This is a genomic window from Pseudomonas sp. YL2, from assembly GCF_023063025.1.
GTDB classification, from domain to species: domain Bacteria; phylum Pseudomonadota; class Gammaproteobacteria; order Pseudomonadales; family Pseudomonadaceae; genus Aquipseudomonas; species Aquipseudomonas putida_A.
Genome location: NZ_JAJSLU010000017.1, coordinates 54428 through 75735, shown reverse-complemented (window position 1 = coordinate 75735; position 21308 = coordinate 54428). Strand labels below are relative to the sequence as shown.

Below are 21308 nucleotides of genomic sequence, written 5' to 3'. Positions count from 1 at the left end.
GAGCCTTAAATGACCGACTATAAAGCCACGCTAAACCTTCCGGACACCGCCTTCCCAATGAAGGCCGGCCTGCCACAGCGCGAACCGCAGATCCTGCAGCGCTGGGACAGTATTGGCCTGTACGGAAAGTTGCGCGAGATTGGCAAGGATCGTCCGAAGTTCGTCCTGCACGACGGCCCTCCGTACGCCAACGGCACGATCCACATCGGTCATGCGCTGAACAAGATTCTCAAGGACATGATCATCCGCTCGAAGACCCTGTCGGGTTTCGACGCGCCTTATGTTCCGGGCTGGGACTGCCACGGCCTGCCGATCGAGCACAAGGTTGAAGTGACCCACGGCAAGAACCTGGGCGCGGACAAGACCCGCGAACTGTGCCGTGCCTATGCCACCGAGCAGATCGAAGGGCAGAAGAGCGAATTCATCCGCCTCGGCGTGCTGGGCGACTTCGCCAACCCGTACAAGACCATGGACTTCAAGAACGAGGCCGGTGAAATCCGCGCCCTCGCCGAAATCGTCAAGGGCGGTTTCGTGTTCAAGGGCCTCAAGCCGGTGAACTGGTGCTTCGATTGTGGTTCGGCGCTGGCCGAAGCTGAAGTCGAGTACGAGAACAAGAAGTCCTCGACCATCGACGTGGCTTTCCCGATCGCTGACGAGGCCAAACTGGCCGCCGCGTTCGGTCTGCCGTCGCTGAGCAAGCCTGCCTCGATCGTGATCTGGACCACCACCCCGTGGACCATTCCGGCCAACCAGGCGCTGAACGTACACCCGGAATTCAATTACGCCCTGGTCGATATCGGCGACAAGCTGCTGGTTCTGGCTGAAGAGCTGGTTGAATCCTGCCTGTCGCGTTACGGCGTTGAAGGCTCGGTCATCGCGACCACCACCGGTAAAGAGCTGGAACTGATCAACTTCCGTCACCCGTTCTACGACCGCCTGTCGCCGGTGTACCTGGCCGACTACGTCGAACTGGGCGCCGGCACCGGTGTGGTTCACTCCGCCCCGGCCTACGGTGTGGACGACTTCGTGACCTGCAAGAAGTACGGCATGGTCAACGATGACATCCTCAATCCGGTACAAAGCAACGGCGTGTACGTGCCGTCGCTGGAGTTCTTTGGCGGCCAGTTCATCTGGAAGGCCAACCCGGCCATCGTCGAAAAACTCACCGAAGTCGGTGCGCTGCTGCACACCACCGTCATCGAACACAGCTACATGCACTGCTGGCGTCACAAGACCCCGCTGATCTACCGCGCCACCGCGCAGTGGTTCATCGGCATGGACAAGGAGCCGGTCAGCGGCGACACCCTGCGCGTGCGCTCGCTCAAAGCCATCGAAGACACCAAGTTCGTTCCGGCCTGGGGCCAGGCGCGCCTGCACTCGATGATCGCCAACCGTCCGGACTGGTGCATCTCCCGTCAGCGCAACTGGGGCGTGCCGATCCCGTTCTTCCTGAACAAGGAAAGCGGCGAGTTGCACCCACGCACCGTCGAACTGATGGAAGAAGTCGCCAAGCGCGTTGAAGTCGAAGGCATCGAAGCCTGGTTCAAGCTCGACGCCGCCGAACTGCTGGGCGACGAAGCGCCGCTGTACGACAAGATCAGCGATACCCTCGACGTGTGGTTCGACTCGGGCACCACCCACTGGCACGTGCTGCGCGGTTCGCACCCGATGGGTCACGAAACCGGCCCGCGCGCCGACCTGTACCTGGAAGGTTCCGACCAGCACCGCGGCTGGTTCCACTCGTCGCTGTTGACCGGTTGCGCCATCGACAACCACGCGCCGTACCGCGAGTTGCTGACCCACGGTTTCACCGTCGATGAGTCCGGCCGCAAGATGTCCAAATCCCTGGGCAACGTGATTGCGCCGCAGAAAGTCAACGACACCCTGGGCGCCGACATCATGCGTCTGTGGGTTGCGTCGACCGACTACTCCGGCGAAATGGCCGTGTCCGAGCAGATCCTGCAGCGCAGCGCGGACGCCTATCGTCGCATCCGTAACACCGCGCGTTTCCTGCTTTCCAACCTGACCGGTTTCAACCCGGCCACCGACCTGCTGCCGGCTGAAAGCATGCTCGCACTGGATCGCTGGGCGGTGGATCGCACGCTGCTGCTGCAACGCGAATTGCAAGAGCACTACGGCGAATACCGTTTCTGGAACGTCTACTCGAAGATCCACAACTTCTGCGTGCAGGAGCTGGGTGGTTTCTATCTCGACATCATCAAGGATCGCCAGTACACCACCGGTGCCGACAGCAAGGCACGTCGCTCGTGCCAGACCGCGCTGTTCCACATCTCCGAAGCGCTGGTACGCTGGATCGCGCCGATCCTGGCGTTCACCGCCGACGAGCTGTGGCAGTACCTGCCGGGCGAGCGCAACGAATCGGTGATGCTCAACACCTGGTACGAAGGTCTGACCGAGCTGCCGGAAGGCTTCGAGCTGGGTCGCGCCTACTGGGATCGCATCATGGAAGTGAAGGTAGCGGTCAACAAAGAGATGGAAATCCAGCGTGCGGCCAAAGCCGTCGGTGGCAACCTGCAGGCCGAAGTGACGCTGTTCGCCGAAGAGGCGCTGAGCGCCGACCTGGCCAAGCTGAGCAACGAGCTGCGCTTTGTATTGATCACCTCGACTGCCAGCGTGGCACCTTTCGTTCAGGCACCTGCGGACTCGGTAGCCACCGAAGTCAGCGGCCTGAAACTGAAGATCGTAAAATCGGCCTTCCCGAAATGCGCCCGTTGCTGGCACTGCCGCGAAGACGTTGGCGTGAACCCGGAGCATCCGGAAATCTGCGGTCGTTGCGTCGACAACATCAGCGGCGCCGGCGAGGTTCGTCACTATGCCTAACGCCGTTGGCCGTTTCGGACGGTTGAGCTGGCTCTGGTTGAGTTTGCTGGTTCTGGTCATCGACCAGGCCAGCAAGTTCTACTTCGAAGGCAAGCTCGAAATGTTCCAGCAGATCGTGATCATTCCCGATTACTTCAGCTGGACGCTGGCCTACAACACCGGCGCGGCCTTCAGCTTCCTGGCTGACAGCTCCGGCTGGCAGCGCTGGCTGTTCGCCCTGATCGCGATTGTGGTCAGTGCGGTGCTGGTGGTCTGGCTCAAGCGTCTGGGGCGCAACGATACCTGGCTGGCTGTCGCTTTGGCGCTGGTGCTGGGCGGCGCGCTGGGCAATCTGTATGACCGCATTGCCCTGGGCCATGTGATCGACTTCATTCTGGTGCACTGGCAGAACCGCTGGTACTTCCCGGCGTTCAACTTTGCCGACAGCGCCATCACCGTCGGTGCGGTGATGCTGGCACTGGACATGTTCAAAAGTAAGAAAACCGGAGAAGCCGTTCATGACTGAACAGGTATTGGCTGAGCAACGCATCGGCCAGAACACGGAAGTCACTTTGCACTTTGCATTGCGCCTGGAGAACGGCGACACGGTCGACAGCACGTTCGACAAGGCTCCGGCGACCTTCAAGGTCGGCGACGGCAACCTGCTGCCGGGTTTCGAAGCGGCATTGTTCGGCTTCAAGGCCGGCGACAAGCGTACGCTGACCGTCGAGCCGGAAAACGCTTTCGGCCAGCCGAACCCGCAAAACGTACAGATCATCCCGCGTTCGCAGTTCGTCGACATGGAGTTGTCGCCGGGTTTGCTGGTGATCTTCAATGATGCGGCCAATACTGAGCTGCCGGGTGTGGTGAAAGAGTTCGATGACGCGCAAGTGACCATCGACTTCAACCACCCGCTGGCCGGCAAGACGCTGACCTTTGACGTCGAGATCATCAGCGTCAAAGCGATCTGAGTACACCGCAGAACAATGGTGGGAGCGGGCTTGCTCGCGAATGCTGACTGACATTCAACATAGAAGTTGTCTGACACACTGCTTTCGCGAGCAAGCCCGCTCCCACATTGGATTTTTGCTGGATTTGAGCAATTGTGCTCGATCAGCAGGACGTAAATTTATTTCGCGCGCAAGACACGAGGCACAGCATGCAAATCAAACTCGCCAACCCCCGTGGCTTCTGCGCCGGTGTGGACCGGGCGATCGAAATCGTCAACCGCGCCCTGGAAGTCTTCGGGCCGCCGATCTACGTGCGTCATGAAGTGGTGCACAACAAGTTCGTGGTCGAAGACCTGCGCAGCCGTGGCGCGATTTTCGTCGAGGAACTGGATCAGGTGCCGGACGATGTCATCGTGATCTTCAGTGCCCACGGCGTTTCTCAAGCCGTACGCAGCGAAGCCGCCGGCCGTGGCCTGAAAGTTTTCGACGCCACTTGCCCGCTGGTGACCAAGGTGCACATCGAAGTCGCGAAATACAGCCGCGACGGCCGTGAGTGCATCCTGATCGGCCACGCCGGTCACCCGGAAGTCGAAGGCACCATGGGCCAGTACGACGCCAGCAATGGCGGCGCGATCTACCTCGTCGAAGACGAGAAAGACGTCGCTGAACTGCAAGTGCGTGACCCGGAAAAACTGGCGTTCGTGACCCAGACCACCCTGTCGATGGACGACACCAGTCGGGTGATCGATGCCCTGCGCACACGTTTCCCGGCCATCGGTGGCCCGCGCAAGGACGATATCTGCTACGCCACGCAAAACCGTCAGGATGCGGTGAAGCAACTGGCAGACGAGTGCGACGTAGTGTTGGTGGTGGGCAGCCCGAACAGCTCCAACTCCAACCGCCTGCGTGAGCTGGCCGAACGCATGGCCACGCCGGCCTACCTGATCGACGGCGCCGAAGACCTGCAGAAGAGCTGGTTCGAGGGTGTCGAGCGCATCGGCATCACCGCCGGTGCTTCCGCGCCGGAAGTGCTGGTGCGCGGCGTGATCCAGCAATTGCAAGCCTGGGGCGCGACCGGTGCCGATGAACTGGCCGGTCGCGAAGAGAACATCACCTTCTCGATGCCGAAAGAGCTGCGCGTCCGTTCGATCTGACGCTCTTCGCCTTCAGGCACAGCGCCTGCTCAGCCTTTGCGCTGGTCAGGCGCACCCGACCGGTTGCCGCCAGCACCACCTGGCGCTGGCTGACCGGCTCGTGTGCCGAGCAGAGATGTAACGTCCCTGCCTGAAATGCCCGCCCGGGCATCAGCGGTTGTCCCAGACTGCTGAAGCGCACGTAACGACTGACCGCCCAATTACCGACAATCGGTGTCCGCCCGTCACTCGCATGTTCCACCAGCAGCGGATTGCTGCTGTCCTGCGGCCCCTTGCCGCTGATATCCAGAATGATCCGCCAGCCCTGACTCCAGTCGCCATTGATGCCATGGATAACCACGCTCTGATTGCGGGTGATGGCCAGGGTGCGGGCGTTGCGAATGCCTTCAACCAGTAACCGCGCCGCCTGGTCGCGCTGAGTCGACTCGGTGAAGGCGGCGAACGCCGGACTGACCAGCGCCAGAACAATTGCGCCAATTGCCAGTCCCATAAGCAATTCGAGCAGGCTGAAACCCTGTTGCGGCATGACAACTCCCTCCGTGGAGCATGAAGCCCGGCGCGATCCTTTTCGCCGGGCAGGGCAAATCAACCGACGCGGGCCGGTTGAATGTTCTAGTTTGTAGAAGCAGGTATAGCCGACGGCAACGGAGGGCATCGATGGATCATCATACAAAAGGTTTCACGCTGCCCGAGTTGTTGGCTGCGGTAGCGGTGATGGTGATCCTCATCACCCTGGCGGTGCCGGGCTTCACCCGCTCGATCCAGAGCAGCAAGGCCGACACCGAAATGGGCGACCTGCAGCGCGCCATCAACTATGCCCGGCTGGAGGCGATTGATCGCGGCGTGACCACGCGCTTGCGCCCGAGCGCCGGCGGCAGCGTGTGGACCGGCGAATTGTCGGTCTACGACAGTACTGGCACACCGGCCAATGTATTGCGGGTTGTTCCAGCGATGAGCAGCGGCGCGACTCTGACGCTACCCTCAGGAGTGACCGCACTGGATTTCAATAATCTGGGTGGCCTGGCGGCGCCGTCGACAGCGGTGGTCATCAGTTACGTGTTGGGCACGCAAAGCAGGACGCTGAACGTGTGTCTGAATGGACGAATTCAATTGGGTGGAAGTTGCGGATGAGGGCAGGGAGCACACAGGCACAGGAGGGCATGTCGCTGATCGAGGTGCTGGTCGCGTTGCTGATTCTGACCGTCGGGATATTGGGCGCGGCTGCCGTTCAAGTGAATGCGCTGAAGTACACTGACAGTTCGCGAATGACCAGTCAGGCCAGCTTCATCGCCTACGACATGATGGACCGCATCCGTGCCAACTCCGCCGCTGATTACACCGTCACGCCGCCTACCTCGGGCAACCTCAGCGTGGCGCGCGATCAGGATCTCTACGATTTTACCACCAACATCGTCAATTTCGGCGGGCCAACCGCCACGGGCACGATCACCCGCAATCAGCGGGTGTACACCATCACCATCAACTGGAATGACTCACGGGCCGCGAATGCCACCGGTACCACGCGCAGTTTCGTCCTGACCAGCCGTGCAACGGTCGATCCGGTGGCCACGCCATGAAGCACTCCAATCGTGGTTTCGGCCTGATCGAAATGCTTATCGCCCTGGCCCTTGGGCTGATCATCGTGCTGGGGGTGGTGCAGACGTTTCTCGCCGCTAAAAACACTTACGTCAGTCAGAACACCGCTGCAGCGATGCAGGAAGATGCGCGCTTCGTATTGAGCAAGATGATTCAGGAACTGCGCATGGTCGGCATGTTCGGCTGCCTGGGCACGATTACTGACGCGAGTTCGGCAGGGGATTTCAACGCGGCGCAGGTCACCCCGATCAGTTGGGACAACAGCAACCTCAAGCTGACTCTGGTTACCGCCGATGTCGGCGGCAGTGGTGGCACGCCGACCTGGACGGTGGTCTCCGATTGCCGCAACAGTGCCACGGCCTATACCGGGTTGCGGGCGGCAGCGAGCGGGCAGATCGCTTTTTCGATCCGCCGCTTGATCTACAGCTTCAGCAACAACCAGATTCTCATGGGCACCGGCAGCGGTACCCCGACCCAACAGGTGCTGGTGAACAATGTCAGTGCGTTCAGCGTCATGTTCGGTCTGGCGACGTCCGCCACTGACGTCGCGGCGTCCTCCTACAGCGCCAACCCCAGTGACCCGGCGCGCATCCGCAGTGTGCGCCTGAGCCTGACCCTCACCGACCCGAACAACCGGGTGGCCAATCAAACCTTCAATGTGGTTGCCGCTTTGCGCAACCGCTTGCAGTGAGGCCGGAATGATGAGGATCACGTTCAACCAGAGGCAAACCCAGCGCGGCATGGTGTTGCTGGTCAGTCTGGTGTTTCTGTTGCTGCTGACCTTGATCGGGCTGTCCTCGATGCAGAGTGCCAACCTGCAGGAGAAAATGGCCGGCAGTGTCAGCCTGCGCAATCAGTCGTTCCAGACCGCCGAGGCGGCGTTGCGCATCGGCGAGAGTGCGGTGCAACTCGACAGTTATTCGCTGGCGGTGTGTGCCAGTACCACGCAATGTGCGCCGCCGGCGGAGTCTTCTGTGGTCAGCGCGGCGGGGTTCAATTCGACTTCCGGAGTTACGTGGATCGCTGCCGGTAACGGCTTTTATGGTGTGCAGAACATTGGCACCACCCTGACGGCGGTCAACGTGCCGAGCAACACTTCGGCGACGCTGTATCGAGTTACGGCAGTCGGCATCGTCGGTACTTCGCGCAGTGTGGTGGAGAGCGTCTATGCGAAGTATTAAGCGCTGCTGGACGTTATTGACCGGCATGCTGCTGAGCTTGTATCTGGCGGCACCGGCCTACGCGTTCACGCCGTCCGACTCGCCACTGTTGAGCGCTGCAGCGGTGCCGCCCAACGTGATGTTGCTGATCGATGATTCCGGCAGCATGAACAGCATTATTTATGCGCCAGGATTCGACCCCGGCGTCGATCGCACACCCGCCCGGCAGTGCAACGCGTTGCTCGGACTGTGCCTGAGTTCTACTGCCATCACTGGTGATTCGGTGTTTCTCTCGAGCCTGCCGACCTCGGGTTGTTCCGGTGGGGCCTATGCCTTTTACAACAACAGTATCGCGCCGCTATGCCTGAAACTGCCGGATCCCGTGGGTGGCGGCAACACCCGCTACACCGGGGACTACATCGCCTACGTTGTCGGGCTGGCGATCAACAACGGCACCCGCGACTTCACCAACGGGGCAATTCCCAACGACTATCGGATCAACGTCGCGCGTAATGTGTCCACCGCGCTGGTCACCAGCAACCGTACCTTGCGCATGGGCCTGTCGACCTTCAATCCGGCCACCAGTAACAATTCGGGCAATGGCGGATATATCGCGCGATCGATCAGCGACCTGTCCCCGGTCTCCGGCAGCGTGACCCAGGCGCAGGCCGACGCCAACTACAACGCGCTGATTTCTTCGATCAACGGTTTGAGCGCCGTGGCCAACACGCCGCTGGCGGAAACTTATTATGAAATCACTCGCTACATGCGCGGCATGGCGCCGTACTACAACAGCACGCCGACGACCTACACCAGCCCGATTCAGTACCGCTGCCAAAAGAACTACGGCGTGGTGATCACCGACGGTTTGCCGACCTACGACCGCACGTTTCCCACCAATGATCCGTTGGGTGGCAGCCGCCTGCCGAACTGGGACGGTATCAACAATGACGGCAACAACCTCAATGGCGATAACGAGGGTGACACGCTGTATCTGGATGACATTGCCAAATTCGCCTTCGACATCGACATGCGTTCCACGGGGACTGACGCCGCTGGCAAAAGCTGGAATGCCGTGGATTTTCCCAAACAGAACATGAACACCTACACCGTGGGTTTTACCGCCGACAACGACATGCTGTCGGACGCCGCCGCTTACGGGCAGGGCAGGTATTACCAAGCCACCGACAGCGCCGGTCTCAACACCGCGCTGTCCTCGGCGTTGAGCGACATCACTTCCAAGGCCGGTTCCGGCGGCAGCGGGGTCACCAGCGGTACCACGCTGGCCAGTGGCACCAGTTATTTCCAGACCAGCTACGATCCCAAGGACTGGCGCGGGACGATCAAGTCTTTCGGCTTCACCTCGGCCGGCGCGGTGAATACTTCGACAGCCCTGTGGACCACCGATACCACGATCGTGCCGGGCGCGACCGCTCCAACCTATCAATCGTGGAACACCTCCAGTAACGCCGCCGTCACCCTGGCCTATGGCAACTTTTCCGCAGCCCAACAGACGACGCTCAGCCAGAGCCTGCCCACCGGTATCAGCGGCAGTGATCTGGTGGAGTGGAGCAAGGGCACCAACAAGAGCGGGCTCAAGGTGCGCAGCGTGTTGCTTGGCGACATCATCAACTCGCCGCTGGTGCTGGCCTCGCCCAGCGACAAAACCGCCTCCGACCTCTCGGGTGACACCACCTACACCACGTACCTGACCACCAAAGCGGCGAACATGAATTCGAATCTGGTGGTGAATGCCAACGACGGTTTCGTCAACGTGATCAACTCGGCCAACGGCACCCGGCTTTATGCCTACATGCCGTCCAGCGTGTTGCCGTCGCTGCGGCTGATTGCCGACCCGGCTTACATCAATGGCGTCAGCCACAAGTTTCTGGTGGACGGTCAGGTCGGTGTGTATGACGCGCAAATCAACAGCGCCTGGAAAACCCTGGCCATCGGCGGTACCGGTGCTGGCGGCAAGACTTTCTATGCGCTGCAACTGTTCGACGCGTCGGCGGGCAATGTGCTCAATGCCCTGTGGGAAGTCAGTGCACCTGCCACGGCTAACACCGCCAACGCATTCAATGATCTGGGTTACGCCTATGCCCGGCCGGAAGTGGCACGCTTGGCCGATGGTCGCTGGGCGGCGTTCATTGCCAATGGTTATGGCAGCAGCTCCGGGGTGGCGGCGTTGTATGTGCTGGATGTGCGTGACGGATCGTTGATCAAGAAGATCGTGATCGACAGCACCGAAACCACCAATGGCCTGTCGTCGGTGAAGCTCAAGGTCAATTCTTCCAACGTGGTGCAGGCCGCTTACGGAGGTGACCTGAAAGGTCGCTTGTGGAAATTCGATCTGAGCGCGACGTCGACCGACAGCTGGGGCGTGGCGTTTTCCGGTAAGCCGCTGTTCACCACGGCGGGCGGGGCGACTCAACCGATCACCGCGCAGCCGCTGCTGGCGGACAATTCGCTGGGGGGCAAACAGATCTTCGTCGGCACCGGCAAATTCAATGAGACCGCCGACAAGACCAACAAGGATTTGCAGGCGTTCTACTCAGTGTGGGACGCCGATGGTGGTTCCGGCCAGTTGACTGTCAGCAGCTTGCAGGCGCAAGCAGTGACCGGGGTGTTCTCCGGCAGCACCGGGCAGTTCATCACCACCAGCCAGAACGACACGACCTATCCGGGGGAGAAGGGCTGGTACCTGCCCTTGGTGTACAACAACGTACTGACCGGCGAGCGGGTGATCAATCAGGCCAGTCTGGTGCTCGGACGCATCGTGTTTACCACCGCCAGTGTCGACACCACCGACCCGTGTGCCAGTTTCGGCACCGGCAAACTGGTCGAACTCGATGCGTTCAGCGGTAAGATGCTCAACTACGCGGTGCTCGACACCAACGCCGATGGCGTGGTCGACAGCAACGACACGATTTCCAGCGGCGTGGTGTTCACCGGCGGGATTCCGACCCTGAACGCCATCGTCAATGGCGCGACGCGCAAGATCGTCAACGATTCCAGTGGCACTGTCACCACACTGGTGGAAAAATCCGGCGGCGGCAGCCGTCGTATCATGTGGCGACAAATACAGTAAGTGAGAGTTTGAGGCATGCGCAAATTCAACCGAGGTTTCACCCTGATCGAAATCATGATCGTGATTGCGATCATCGGGATCATCATCACCATCGCCGCACCGAGCTACACCGAATACCTGAAAAAGGGCCGGCGTGCCGAAGTGGTGTCACTGCTCTCGGAGCAGGCGCAGAGCCTCGAACGCTTCTATACCAAAAACAACGTCTACACCGGCATCACCGGTCTGAGCACGGGCAATGATTACTACACCATCACCCCGACGATCGCTGACCAGACCTTCCTGCTGACCGCCACGCGCAAGGCTGGCACTGCCATGGCCACCGACAAGTGCGGGGACTTCACCCTCACCAACACTGGCGTCAGAAGCATGAACAACGCTACCACCGGGCTGACCACCAAGGATTGCTGGGGCCGCTGAGGTACCTTCTTGAGGGCGCCTTTTGCGCCCACTGTCTTTTTTACGGTTGGATCAAACATGACCAGGCAACAGCAAGTGGTGATTGTCGGTGGCGGGGTGATTGGCCTGCTGACCGCCTACAACCTCGCCTCCGAAGTGCGCAGCGTGGTGCTGCTGGATCGCTCGAACGTCGGCCAGGAATCGTCCTGGGCCGGCGGCGGTATCGTTTCACCGCTGTACCCGTGGCGCTACAGCCCGGCAGTCACCGCGCTGGCGCATTGGTCGCAGGATTTTTATCCACAGCTGGGCGAGCGGCTGTTTGCCGATACCGGGGTTGATCCCGAAGTGCACACCACCGGCCTGTATTGGCTGGATCTGGAGGATGAAGCCGAGGCGCTGGCTTGGGCCGAGCGGGAAAATCGTCCGCTGCGGGCTGTGGATATCTCGGCGGCGCACGACGCGGTGCCGGTGTTGGGCGGCGGGTTCTCCCGGGCGATCTACATGGCCGATGTGGCCAATGTGCGTAACCCGCGTCTGGTCAAATCATTGAAAGCCGCTTTGCTGGCGCTGCCGAACGTGACGATTCACGAGCAATGCGAAGTCAGCGGGTTTGTTCGCGAAGGCGAGCGGGTGGTTGGCGTCGAGACGTCCAAAGGCGTGATCAGTGGCGCTCAGGTGGTGCTGACGGCCGGGGCATGGAGCGGTGATCTGCTCAAGACGCTGGACCTGACGCTGCCGGTGGAGCCGGTCAAGGGCCAGATGATTCTCTACAAGTGCGCAGCGGATTTCCTGCCGAGCATGGTGCTGGCCAAGGGGCGTTATGCGATTCCGCGTCGCGACGGGCACATTCTGATCGGCAGTACGCTGGAGCACGAAGGCTACGACAAGACGCCGACCGATGTCGCGTTGCAGAGCCTCAAGGCTTCGGCGGTCGAGCTGCTGCCGGCGCTGGCGGAGGCCGAAGTGGTGGGGCACTGGGCCGGTTTGCGCCCGGGCTCGCCTGAGGGAATCCCGTATATCGGCCGGGTGCCGGGGTTTGAGGGGTTGTGGCTGAACTGCGGGCATTACCGCAATGGCCTGGTGCTGGCGCCGGCGTCATGTCAGTTGTTTGCCGATGTGATGCTGGGGCGGGCGCCGATTATCGATCCGGCGCCGTATGCGCCTGAAGGTCGCATTTAGTCAGATATTTCTCTGTAGCCTGGCAGATCGCTTTCGCGAGCAGGCTCGCTCCCACAGTTGATCTTTGTCGATCACAAAATCCAATGTGGGAGCGAGCCTGCTCGCGAAGAGTCCCTCAATCCAGCCCGAGTTTCTTCAGCCGATAACGCATCGACCGAAACGACAGGCTCAAGCGTTGCGCTGCCGCCGTGCGATTCCAGCGCGTTTCCTCCAGCGCCTGCAGGATCAGTTTGCGCTCGACGTTCTCCAGATAATCTTCAAGGTTGTCGATCTGCGTCAGGTCGGCAATGCCGTCCTCTACTGCGCAATTGCCTTCGCTCAAGCGCAAGTCCGCAGCCTCGATCACCTGGTTTTCGCACAGCGTGTGCGCGCGTTCGAGGACATTCTCCAGTTCTCGCACATTTCCGGGAAAACGATAACGCTTCAGTGCTTCGAGCGCTTGCGGGTGCAATTGGGCTGCCGGCTGGCCACTGTTGCTGGCCAGACGCTGGAGCATGTGCGTGGCCAGCACTTCGATGTCGTCGCGCCGTTCGCGCAGGGATGGCACGCGCAGTTCGATCACATTCAAGCGGTAATACAGGTCCTGGCGAAAGCGCCCGGCGGCGACTTCCGCTTCCAGGTCTTTGTGTGTGGCGCACAGAATGCGCACATCGACCACGGTTTCTTGCTGGCCGCCGACGCTGCGCACGGCTTTTTCCTGAATCGCCCGCAGCAGCTTGACCTGCATCGACAGCGGCAGATCCGCCACTTCATCGAGAAACAGGGTGCCGCCGTGCGCGGCCTGAAACAGCCCCGGTTTGTCGTCCACCGCGCCGGTGAAGCTGCCTTTGCGATGGCCAAAAAACTCGCTCTCCATCAGCTCTGAAGGGATCGCCCCGCAGTTGACCGGTATAAACGGCTGTTGCGCGCGCGGCCCTTGTTCGTGGATCAGCCGCGCGACCAGCTCTTTGCCGCTGCCCGATTCGCCGCTGATGTAGACCGGAGCCTGACTGCGGGCGAGCTTGTCGATTTGTTTGCGCAGAGCGCGCATTGGGGGCGAGTCGCCCAACAGTCGGCGGTCGATCGAGGTGACGCTGCCGCCGGCGGCAGGCATGCGCAACGCGGTGCTGACCAGTTCACGCAGGCGCGTGAGATCAACCGGTTTGGTGAGGAAGTCGAAGGCGCCGGCCTTCAGCGCATTGATCGCTGTTTCCAGGCTGCCATAGGCGGTGATCATCGCCACCGGCAGTTGTGGATGACGTTGCTGGATGTGCTGCACCAGGTCCAGCCCCGTGCCGTCGGGCAGGCGCATGTCGGTCAGGCACAGGTCGAACGCATTGCGCTGCAACAGTGCCTGGGCTTCGCCGAGGTTGCGAGCGCTGAAAGTGTCGAGTTTCATCCGTCCCAGGGTGATTTCCAGGAGTTCGCGGATATCCGGTTCGTCGTCGACGATGAGGATTTTTTGCCGTGGGCTCGTGTTCAACTTTGTTTCCGTCCGTGAGCAAAGGTGATGCGAAAGCAGCCGCCGCCTTGGCGTGGTTTGAAGTCTAGGCGCGCCTGGTTGCTTTCGCACAGCTCACGGGACAGATAAAGCCCAAGGCCGGTGCCTTGGCTGCTGGTGGTGAAGAACGGTTCGAACAGATGCGCCTGCTGATCGGACGGGACACCGGGGCCGTTGTCCTGTACTTCGAGCACCGCCAGCTGGCTGTCGGGGTCGACGAACAGCGCCAGCCAGACTTCGGCCTGCTGGTGCAGCAGGGCGCTGTGCCGCCAGCCGTTGCGTAACAGATTGTCGAGAATCTGCGTGAGCTGGTCGGGATCCATCAACGTGATGAAGTCCCCGGAATTGATCCGCAAATGAATCGACTGGCGCTCGCTCGCCTGCTCGCGGCTCTCGGCAACAAAGTGTTCCAGCCACGGTTTGAGATCCAGCCGTTGCGGAGCGCTTTGCTGGCGGCGCGACAGTTGCAGGACGTTTTCGATGACTCGGTTCATGCGCTGGGAGTGGTCTTGAATGATCTGCGTCAGACGCCGATCGGCGCTATCGAGTTCCTCGGACTCCGCCAATAGCTGCGCGGCATGACTGATGGCGCCCAGTGGATTGCGGATTTCATGGGAGATGCCGGCAGTCAGACGCCCCAGTGCGGCGAGTTTGAGCTGCTGGGCTTGCTGAGCGATTTGCGCCAGATCTTCGAGGAACACCAGGGTTTGCTGGTTGGGACTCTGGTCGAGGGCGATGAAGCTGGGTTGCAGTTCCAGGCCGTTGCCGGGGATCTTCAGGCTCTGCGGGCGCAGGGTCGGGTTGCTCAGCCACAGCTGCAGACGCTCGACTAATGCCGGCGAGTAGTCGCTGATCAAATGCCCTTCAAGATGCGACTGGGCCAACAGATTTTTCGCGCTGTGATTGGCCAGCTGTACCCGGCGCTGTTCGTCGAGCACCAGGATGCCGGTGCGCATGCGTTGCAGAATCAGGGCGTTGAGGGCTTCAAGACTGGTGACTTCGCTGGCACGCTGTTCGGCGAGATTTTCGCTGACTTCCAGACGCCGGATCAGGCCCTGGACCAGCAACGACGCGGCAAAACACAAAGCGCCGAGGGGCCCGGCTTGCAGATAGTCATTGGCGCTCAGGGGGTGACTGAAGCCCAGCAGAAAGCTGGAGCCGACAATGCCGAGTGCGCCGATGGCGGCAATCAGCAGGCCGATGCGCCGGCGCAGCAGGGTGTTGGCGATCGCCACCGAGACAATCAACAGGTTGCCGATGGCGCTGGCCACGCCGCCCGCCGCGTAGAACAGGCCGCACAGCAACAGCACATCGACCAAGGCCAGGGTGAACAACTGCGCCGGGCGGCGGGTGTTCTCCAGAAACACCACCAGCAGAATGTTCAGCACCAGATACAACCAACTGCCGCTGCGCAGCAGATCGTCGTCGGCTGACGTCAGCAGGCGGTTGTCCATGTTGCTGGAGATCAGCAACACCAGGGTGATGCCGACGCTCAAACGGTAGAGATGATACAGGCGCAGCAGGCGCTGAGCCTGTTTACGGTCGGCGTTGGCGACCTCAGCGACCACTGGTGCCCGGGCCTTGCTCAAGGTGAGCCTGGCTGCAATACCATTGTTGCTGAAGGTTCAACGCGCGGTCGCGGGGCAGGTGCACGCCGCAGTGAGCGCAGCGCACCATCGGCGCGGCGTCTTGCTCGCGGGGCGATTGGGCAGACGAGGCGGGCGCCTTGAATTTGCGCCACAGCCATACCGCAGCGAAAATCAGGACAATCCAGAACAGTAAACGAAGCATGATGGGCGGCTTTTCGGCTAATGATTCGGCAGTTTAGCCAAGGTGCCGGCAGGCGCACAGACTATTAACGCGCAGCCATGAAAAAGGGAGATCCGCGGATCTCCCTTTTTTGTAACGCCCGGTGTGATCAGTCGAACACGCCGAAGGTCATGTAGCTGAACCACGAACGGTCATCGTTGTTGCCTTCAGCCTCGTGATGTTCTTCTTCGATCACGTCACCGTTTTCGTCTTTAGGCTTGAGCTCGTTCGGGATTGCGTCTTTCGCGTCCTGGAACTGCTTCTGCACGTCCTGGTTGGCGCGGGTTTCTCCCGGCGGCAGCGGTGGACGCGATTCGATCAGACCCAGCGTCGCCTTGCTCAGGAACGAGCGGTTGTCGGCTTCGGCGACCGATGGCACGAACTGACCGTCCTGCAGGCTTGGGTGGTTCGGGTAGTTGAGCTTCAGGGTTTCCAGACTGGTGGCGGCCAGATCGTCCAGGTGCAGACGCTGGTAAGCCTCGGTCATCACCGCCAGGCCGTCGCCGACCGATGGGGTTTCCTGGAAGTTTTCCACTACATAACGGCCACGGTTGGCGGCGGCGACGTAGGCCTGACGAGTCAGGTAGTAGTCGGCTACGTGGATTTCGTAGGCCGCCAGCAGGTTGCGCAGGTAGATCATGCGCTGCTTGGCGTCCGGCGCGTAGCGGCTGTTCGGGTAGCGGCTGGTCAGCTGTGCGAACTCGTTGTACGAGTCGCGGGCAGCGCCGGGGTCACGCTTGGTCATGTCCAGCGGCAGGAAGCGCGCCAGCAGGCCGACGTCCTGGTCGAAAGAGGTCAGACCTTTCAAGTAGTACGCGTAATCCACGTTCGGATGCTGCGGATGCAAACGAATGAAACGCTCGGCGGCGGACTTTGCAGCTTCCGGCTCGGCGTTCTTGTAGTTGGCGTAGATCAACTCCAGCTGTGCCTGATCGGCGTAGCGACCGAACGGATAACGCGACTCCAGGGCCTTCAGCTTGGCTGTGGCGCTGGTGTAGCTGTTGTTGTCCAGGTCAGTCTGAGCCTGCTGATACAGCTCGGCTTCGCTGAGGTTTTCGTCTACGACTTCCTTCGATGAGCAAGCAGCGGTCAATGCGAGGATGGCGATCAGCAGCAGGTGTTTCACTTGCATGGCGGCTTGCGTCCCTATGACGGCCGCTGTCTTGGGCGGGGCCGTCCTGTTATGATGAGCGCCCCGTTGAAAAGCCTCGGGGCAAAAGACGCCGTATTTAACCACAAGCGCGCAGCCGAAACCAAAGGCTGTGCCGACGCCAGTCAGAGCATGTCCGATAAAATTGAACTTCGCGCAGAGGTGCCGTCCGATTTGGGCGGCCAACGCCTCGATCAAGTCGCCGCCCAACTCTTCGCTGAGCACTCACGCTCGCGCCTTTCCGCCTGGATCAAAGAAGGTCGCCTGACTGTGGACGGGGCGGTCATCCGCCCGCGCGACATCGTGCATGGCGGTGCCATTCTTGAGCTGACTGCCGAGCAGGAAGCCCAGGGCGAGTGGATCGCCCAGGACATCGAGCTCGACATCGTTTATGAAGACGACGACATCCTGGTGATCAACAAGCCTGCGGGCCTGGTGGTGCACCCGGCTGCCGGCCACGCTGATGGCACCTTGCTCAATGCCTTGCTGCACCACGTGCCGGACATCATCAATGTCCCGCGCGCCGGTATCGTGCACCGCCTGGACAAGGACACCACCGGTCTGATGGTGGTGGCCAAGACCATTCAGGCGCAGACCAAGCTCGTTGCCCAGCTGCAAAGCCGCAGCGTCAGCCGGATCTACGAGTGCATCGTGATCGGTGTCGTGACCGCCGGGGGCAAGATCAACGCCCCGATCGGCCGTCATGGTCAGCAGCGCCAGCGCATGGCAGTGATGGAAGGCGGCAAGCCGGCCGTCAGTCACTACCGCGTGCTGGAGCGTTTCCGGTCCCACACGCATGTGCGGGTCAAACTGGAAACCGGCCGGACCCACCAGATTCGTGTGCACATGTCGCACATCAACTTCCCGTTGGTCGGCGACCCGGCGTACGGCGGTCGTTTCCGCATTCCGCCTGCCGCGAACCCGACCATGGTCGAATCCCTCAAGCACTTCCCGCGTCAGGCCCTGCACGCGCGCTTCCTTGAGCTGGATCATCCGACCACCGGTGAGCGCATGAGCTGGGAATCGCCGCTGCCGGAAGACTTCGTCTGGCTGCTGACCCTGCTCAAGCAGGATCGCGAGGCATTCGTCGGATGAACTGGCTGACGCCGGACTGGCCTGCGCCGGCCAGCGTCAGCGCCTGTGTCACCACCCGCGAGGGAGGTGTCAGCGAGGCGCCGTTCGACAGCCTCAATCTGGGCGATCATGTCGATGATCGCCCGGAAGCAGTCGCCGAGAATCGTCGGCGTCTGACCGAACACTTCTCGATAAAGCCTGCCTGGTTGCAGCAAGTACACGGGACTGCCGTGGCTCATGCTGATCCGGGCGTGGTTGCCACCGCCGATGCCAGTTGGACGGCGACTCCCGGGATTGCCTGCACGGCGATGACCGCAGATTGCCTGCCGGCATTGTTCTGCAACCGTGCCGGTACTCGCGTCGCGGCGGCTCACGCCGGCTGGCGCGGTTTGGCGGCGGGCGTACTGGAAGCCACTCTCGATCATCTCGACACCGCTGCGGCGGACGTACTGGTCTGGCTCGGCCCGGCCATTGGCCCGAAGGCCTTTGAAGTCGGCCCGGAAGTCCGCGAAGTCTTCGTCAAGCAACTGCCGGCAGCGGCAGCAGCCTTCGTGCCCAGTCACAATGCTGGCAAGTTCATGGCTGATATCTATCTACTGGCGCGCCTGCGTCTGGCTGAACGCGGTGTCACTGCGATTTATGGTGGCGGTTTCTGCACCGTGACCGACCCGCGCTTCTTTTCTTACCGCCGTGCGTCGCGCACTGGCCGTTTCGCCTCCCTTGTCTGGCTCACCCGCTAGACTTGCCTGACCTGAATCAACTCGCTGACGCTTGAATCTCCCAGAATCGACCGCATCTACAGTGGTATCTGGCAGGTTTCTTTATTCAGGATGGTTTTTAGGTCCGGCCTGCTCAAAAGGAAGGTGACCCATGCGTATAGACCGTTTAACCAGCAAATTACAGTTGGCGTTGTCCGACGCCCAATCCCTGGCCGTTGGCCACGATCATCCGGCCATCGAGCCGGCGCATTTGATGCAAGCCATGCTTGAACAGCAGGGTGGTTCGATCAAACCCCTGTTGATGCAAGTCGGCTTCGACGTCAACAGCTTGCGCAAAGAGCTGACCAAAGAGCTCGACCAATTACCGAAAATCCAGAACCCGACCGGCGACGTCAACATGTCGCAGGATCTGGCGCGCCTGCTCAATCAGGCTGATCGCCTGGCTCAGCAGAAGGGCGACCAGTTCATTTCCAGCGAGCTGGTGCTGCTCGCCGCGATGGACGAGAACAGCAAGCTTGGCAAACTGCTGCTCGGCCAGGGCGTGAGCAAGAAAGCCCTGGAAAACGCGATCAACAACCTGCGCGGTGGTGAGGCGGTAAATGACGCCAACCACGAAGAGTCGCGTCAGGCGCTGGACAAGTACACCGTCGACCTGACCAAGCGTGCCGAAGACGGCAAGCTCGATCCGGTGATCGGCCGTGACGACGAAATCCGCCGCACCATTCAGGTACTGCAGCGTCGCACCAAGAACAACCCGGTGCTGATTGGCGAACCTGGCGTGGGTAAAACCGCGATTGCCGAAGGTCTGGCCCAGCGCATCATCAACGGCGAAGTGCCTGACGGCCTCAAGGGCAAACGTCTGCTGTCGCTGGACATGGGCGCGCTGATCGCCGGTGCCAAGTATCGCGGTGAGTTCGAGGAACGCCTGAAAGCGTTGCTCAATGAGCTGTCGAAGCAGGAAGGGCAGATCATTCTGTTCATCGACGAACTGCACACCATGGTCGGCGCGGGTAAGGGCGAAGGCTCGATGGATGCCGGCAACATGCTTAAACCGGCACTGGCGCGCGGTGAGCTGCACTGCGTCGGCGCTACCACGCTCAACGAGTACCGCCAATATATAGAGAAGGATGCGGCCCTCGAACGGCGTTTCCAGAAAGTCCTGGTGGACGAGCCGAGCGAAGAAGACACCATCGCTATCCTGCGTGGCCTCAAGGAGCGTTATGAGGTTCACCATAAAGTGGCGATCACCGACGGCGCGATCATCGCCGCGGCCAAGCTCAGCCATCGCTACATCACGGATCGGCAGTTGCCGGACAAGGCCATCGACCTGATTGACGAGGCCGCCAGCCGTATTCGCATGGAGATCGACTCCAAGCCGGAAGTGCTGGATCGTCTGGAGCGTCGCCTGATTCAGCTCAAGGTTGAATCTCAGGCCCTGAAGAAAGAAAGCGATGAAGCGGCGATGAAACGCCTGGAAAAACTCCAGGAAGAAATCGTCCGCCTCGAGCGTGAGTACTCGGATCTGGAAGAAATCTGGAACTCGGAAAAAGCCGAGGTACAGGGTTCGGCGCAGATTCAGCAAAAGATCGAGCAGTCGCGTCAGGAGCTGGAAGCGGCGCGCCGTAAAGGCGACCTCAACCGCATGGCCGAATTGCAGTACGGGGTGATCCCGGATCTGGAACGCAGCCTGCAAATGGTCGATCAGCACGGCAAGAGCGAAAACCAGTTGCTGCGCAGCAAGGTGACCGAAGAGGAAATCGCCGAAGTCGTGTCGAAGTGGACCGGTATTCCGGTGTCGAAAATGCTCGAAGGCGAGCGCGACAAGCTGATGAAGATGGAAAGCCTGTTGCACCAGCGTGTGATTGGTCAGGACGAAGCGGTGGTTGCGGTCGCCAACGCTGTACGGCGCTCGCGTGCCGGGTTGGCGGATCCTAATCGTCCAAGCGGCTCGTTCATGTTCCTCGGCCCGACCGGTGTCGGTAAAACCGAGCTGTGCAAGGCGCTGGCCGAATTCCTCTTTGATACCGAAGAGGCGATGGTGCGGATCGACATGTCCGAGTTCATGGAGAAACATTCCGTGGCGCGGCTGATCGGTGCGCCACCAGGCTATGTTGGCTACGAGGAGGGCGGTTACCTGACCGAAGCGGTGCGCCGCAAGCCTTACTCGGTGATCCTGCTGGACGAGGTCGAGAAAGCGCATCCGGATGTGTTCAACATCCTGCTACAGGTGCTTGAGGATGGACGGCTGACCGACAGCCACGGACGCACGGTGGATTTCCGCAATACCGTGATCGTCATGACCTCGAACCTCGGTTCGTCGCAGATCCAGGAACTGGTCGGTGATCGTGAGGCCCAGCGTGCAGCGGTGATGGACGCGCTGACGTCGCACTTCCGTCCCGAGTTCATCAACCGGGTCGACGAAGTGGTGATCTTCGAGCCTTTGGCGCGGGACCAGATCGCGGGGATTACCGAGATCCAGTTGGGCCGTCTGCGCAGTCGTCTGGCCGAGCGCGAGCTGAAGCTGGAACTGAGCCCGGAAGCGATGGACAAGCTGATTGCCGTTGGTTACGACCCGGTTTATGGCGCACGTCCACTCAAACGTGCGATCCAGCGCTGGATCGAAAACCCGTTGGCGCAGTTGATCCTGTCGGGGCATTTCCTGCCGGGCGATACAGCAACCGGCAAGGTCGTGAACGACGAAATCGTTTTCGACTGAGCGGCAACGCCAAT

At 60.9% G+C, this 21308-nt stretch carries 19 protein-coding genes; 14 read left to right on the top strand and 5 right to left on the bottom strand.

Annotation, left to right across the window (positions count from 1 at the left end; all coding sequences use genetic code 11):
* Positions 1-9 precede the first annotated feature (9 nt).
* The 4 genes from ileS (at position 10) to ispH (ending at position 4924) form a co-directional block, all read left to right on the top strand.
* Positions 10-2841 (top strand): isoleucine--tRNA ligase, encoded by a 2832-nt coding sequence (gene ileS / locus LVD08_RS21730; RefSeq protein ID WP_247269228.1) that lies wholly within the window; start codon positions 10-12, stop codon positions 2839-2841.
* Positions 2834-3346 carry a signal peptidase II gene (lspA, locus tag LVD08_RS21725; RefSeq protein ID WP_007963824.1) on the top strand — a complete coding sequence of 171 codons (513 nt, stop codon included), beginning with the start codon at positions 2834-2836 and terminating at the stop codon, positions 3344-3346. The genes ileS and lspA overlap by 8 nt, the downstream gene beginning before the upstream one ends.
* Before the next feature lie 7 nt (positions 3347-3353).
* The gene (fkpB, locus tag LVD08_RS21720; protein WP_210558657.1) at positions 3354-3791 is read left to right on the top strand and encodes an FKBP-type peptidyl-prolyl cis-trans isomerase; all 438 of its coding nucleotides are present in this window, start codon (positions 3354-3356) and stop codon (positions 3789-3791) included.
* A gap of 188 nt (positions 3792-3979) precedes the next feature.
* Positions 3980-4924: a 4-hydroxy-3-methylbut-2-enyl diphosphate reductase gene (gene ispH / locus LVD08_RS21715; protein WP_027612821.1), complete on the top strand. Its 945-nt coding sequence runs from the start codon at positions 3980-3982 to the stop codon at positions 4922-4924.
* Here ispH and LVD08_RS21710 read toward each other — a convergent pair.
* Complete coding sequence (locus LVD08_RS21710; RefSeq protein WP_247269227.1) at positions 4881-5450, bottom strand: GspH/FimT family pseudopilin; 570 nt, start codon at positions 5448-5450, stop codon at positions 4881-4883. The two genes, ispH and LVD08_RS21710, sit on opposite strands and share 44 nt — an antisense overlap.
* Before the next feature lie 131 nt (positions 5451-5581).
* Here LVD08_RS21710 and LVD08_RS21705 point away from each other — a divergent pair, with 131 nt between their 5' ends.
* Genes LVD08_RS21705 through thiO form a run of 7 tightly spaced genes read left to right on the top strand, consistent with a single transcriptional unit; the run spans position 5582 to position 12346 of the window.
* Positions 5582-6055, top strand: coding sequence for a GspH/FimT family pseudopilin (locus LVD08_RS21705; protein WP_097089250.1), 474 nt, complete (start codon positions 5582-5584; stop codon positions 6053-6055).
* Positions 6052-6501 carry a type IV pilus modification protein PilV gene (pilV, locus tag LVD08_RS21700; RefSeq protein ID WP_027612818.1) on the top strand — a complete coding sequence of 150 codons (450 nt, stop codon included), beginning with the start codon at positions 6052-6054 and terminating at the stop codon, positions 6499-6501. The genes LVD08_RS21705 and pilV overlap by 4 nt, the downstream gene beginning before the upstream one ends.
* Complete coding sequence (locus tag LVD08_RS21695) at positions 6498-7211, top strand: PilW family protein (RefSeq protein ID WP_247269226.1); 714 nt, start codon at positions 6498-6500, stop codon at positions 7209-7211. The genes pilV and LVD08_RS21695 overlap by 4 nt, the downstream gene beginning before the upstream one ends.
* Positions 7212-7221: 10 nt before the next feature.
* Entirely contained in the window at positions 7222-7701 is a 480-nt protein-coding gene (locus LVD08_RS21690) for a pilus assembly PilX family protein (protein WP_247269259.1), read from the top strand.
* On the top strand, positions 7688-10771 hold the full coding sequence (locus tag LVD08_RS21685) for a pilus assembly protein (protein WP_247269225.1): 3084 nt from the start codon (positions 7688-7690) through the stop codon (positions 10769-10771). The genes LVD08_RS21690 and LVD08_RS21685 overlap by 14 nt, the downstream gene beginning before the upstream one ends.
* 15 nt (positions 10772-10786) lie before the next feature.
* Complete coding sequence (locus LVD08_RS21680) at positions 10787-11188, top strand: type IV pilin protein (RefSeq protein WP_247269224.1); 402 nt, start codon at positions 10787-10789, stop codon at positions 11186-11188.
* A 57-nt stretch (positions 11189-11245) separates the two neighbouring features.
* Positions 11246-12346, top strand: a complete 1101-nt coding sequence (thiO, locus tag LVD08_RS21675; protein WP_247269223.1) for a glycine oxidase ThiO — start codon at positions 11246-11248, stop codon at positions 12344-12346.
* A gap of 115 nt (positions 12347-12461) precedes the next feature.
* Here the strand turns inward: thiO and LVD08_RS21670 are convergent, their stop codons facing one another.
* From LVD08_RS21670 to LVD08_RS21655, 4 genes are all read right to left on the bottom strand, one after another.
* Positions 12462-13808, bottom strand: a complete 1347-nt coding sequence (locus LVD08_RS21670; protein ID WP_247269222.1) for a sigma-54-dependent transcriptional regulator — start codon at positions 13806-13808, stop codon at positions 12462-12464.
* The gene (locus LVD08_RS21665; RefSeq protein WP_247269258.1) at positions 13805-15394 is read right to left on the bottom strand and encodes a sensor histidine kinase; all 1590 of its coding nucleotides are present in this window, start codon (positions 15392-15394) and stop codon (positions 13805-13807) included. Before LVD08_RS21665 ends, LVD08_RS21670 begins: the two co-directional genes overlap by 4 nt.
* Complete coding sequence (locus tag LVD08_RS21660; protein ID WP_183786036.1) at positions 15384-15617, bottom strand: PP0621 family protein; 234 nt, start codon at positions 15615-15617, stop codon at positions 15384-15386. Before LVD08_RS21660 ends, LVD08_RS21665 begins: the two co-directional genes overlap by 11 nt.
* A gap of 127 nt (positions 15618-15744) precedes the next feature.
* Positions 15745-16767 carry an outer membrane protein assembly factor BamD gene (locus tag LVD08_RS21655; protein ID WP_027612809.1) on the bottom strand — a complete coding sequence of 341 codons (1023 nt, stop codon included), beginning with the start codon at positions 16765-16767 and terminating at the stop codon, positions 15745-15747.
* 150 nt (positions 16768-16917) lie between these two features.
* Between LVD08_RS21655 and rluD the strand changes: the two genes are divergently transcribed.
* The 3 genes from rluD to clpB all read left to right on the top strand — a co-directional run bounded on the left by rluD (position 16918) and on the right by clpB (position 21294).
* Positions 16918-17880: a 23S rRNA pseudouridine(1911/1915/1917) synthase RluD gene (rluD, locus tag LVD08_RS21650; RefSeq protein WP_007963852.1), complete on the top strand. Its 963-nt coding sequence runs from the start codon at positions 16918-16920 to the stop codon at positions 17878-17880.
* On the top strand, positions 17877-18599 hold the full coding sequence (pgeF, locus tag LVD08_RS21645; protein WP_247269221.1) for a peptidoglycan editing factor PgeF: 723 nt from the start codon (positions 17877-17879) through the stop codon (positions 18597-18599). Before rluD ends, pgeF begins: the two co-directional genes overlap by 4 nt.
* Before the next feature lie 130 nt (positions 18600-18729).
* Positions 18730-21294, top strand: coding sequence for an ATP-dependent chaperone ClpB (gene clpB / locus LVD08_RS21640; RefSeq protein ID WP_007963856.1), 2565 nt, complete (start codon positions 18730-18732; stop codon positions 21292-21294).
* Positions 21295-21308 lie beyond the last annotated feature (14 nt).

What these genes read in the sequence shown, in the direction of transcription:
- ileS (WP_247269228.1), top strand. Translation starts at nt 10, where the DNA reads ATGACCGACTATAAAGCCACGCTAAACCTTCCGGACACCGCCTTCCCA.
- lspA (WP_007963824.1), top strand. Translation starts at nt 2,834, where the DNA reads ATGCCTAACGCCGTTGGCCGTTTCGGACGGTTGAGCTGGCTCTGGTTG.
- ispH (WP_027612821.1), top strand. Translation starts at nt 3,980, where the DNA reads ATGCAAATCAAACTCGCCAACCCCCGTGGCTTCTGCGCCGGTGTGGAC.
- LVD08_RS21710 (WP_247269227.1), bottom strand. Translation starts at nt 5,450, where the DNA reads ATGCCGCAACAGGGTTTCAGCCTGCTCGAATTGCTTATGGGACTGGCA.
- LVD08_RS21705 (WP_097089250.1), top strand. Translation starts at nt 5,582, where the DNA reads ATGGATCATCATACAAAAGGTTTCACGCTGCCCGAGTTGTTGGCTGCG.
- pilV (WP_027612818.1), top strand. Translation starts at nt 6,052, where the DNA reads ATGAGGGCAGGGAGCACACAGGCACAGGAGGGCATGTCGCTGATCGAG.
- LVD08_RS21695 (WP_247269226.1), top strand. Translation starts at nt 6,498, where the DNA reads ATGAAGCACTCCAATCGTGGTTTCGGCCTGATCGAAATGCTTATCGCC.
- LVD08_RS21690 (WP_247269259.1), top strand. Translation starts at nt 7,222, where the DNA reads ATGAGGATCACGTTCAACCAGAGGCAAACCCAGCGCGGCATGGTGTTG.
- LVD08_RS21685 (WP_247269225.1), top strand. Translation starts at nt 7,688, where the DNA reads ATGCGAAGTATTAAGCGCTGCTGGACGTTATTGACCGGCATGCTGCTG.
- LVD08_RS21680 (WP_247269224.1), top strand. Translation starts at nt 10,787, where the DNA reads ATGCGCAAATTCAACCGAGGTTTCACCCTGATCGAAATCATGATCGTG.
- thiO (WP_247269223.1), top strand. Translation starts at nt 11,246, where the DNA reads ATGACCAGGCAACAGCAAGTGGTGATTGTCGGTGGCGGGGTGATTGGC.
- LVD08_RS21660 (WP_183786036.1), bottom strand. Translation starts at nt 15,617, where the DNA reads ATGCTTCGTTTACTGTTCTGGATTGTCCTGATTTTCGCTGCGGTATGG.
- LVD08_RS21655 (WP_027612809.1), bottom strand. Translation starts at nt 16,767, where the DNA reads ATGCAAGTGAAACACCTGCTGCTGATCGCCATCCTCGCATTGACCGCT.
- rluD (WP_007963852.1), top strand. Translation starts at nt 16,918, where the DNA reads ATGTCCGATAAAATTGAACTTCGCGCAGAGGTGCCGTCCGATTTGGGC.
- pgeF (WP_247269221.1), top strand. Translation starts at nt 17,877, where the DNA reads ATGAACTGGCTGACGCCGGACTGGCCTGCGCCGGCCAGCGTCAGCGCC.
- clpB (WP_007963856.1), top strand. Translation starts at nt 18,730, where the DNA reads ATGCGTATAGACCGTTTAACCAGCAAATTACAGTTGGCGTTGTCCGAC.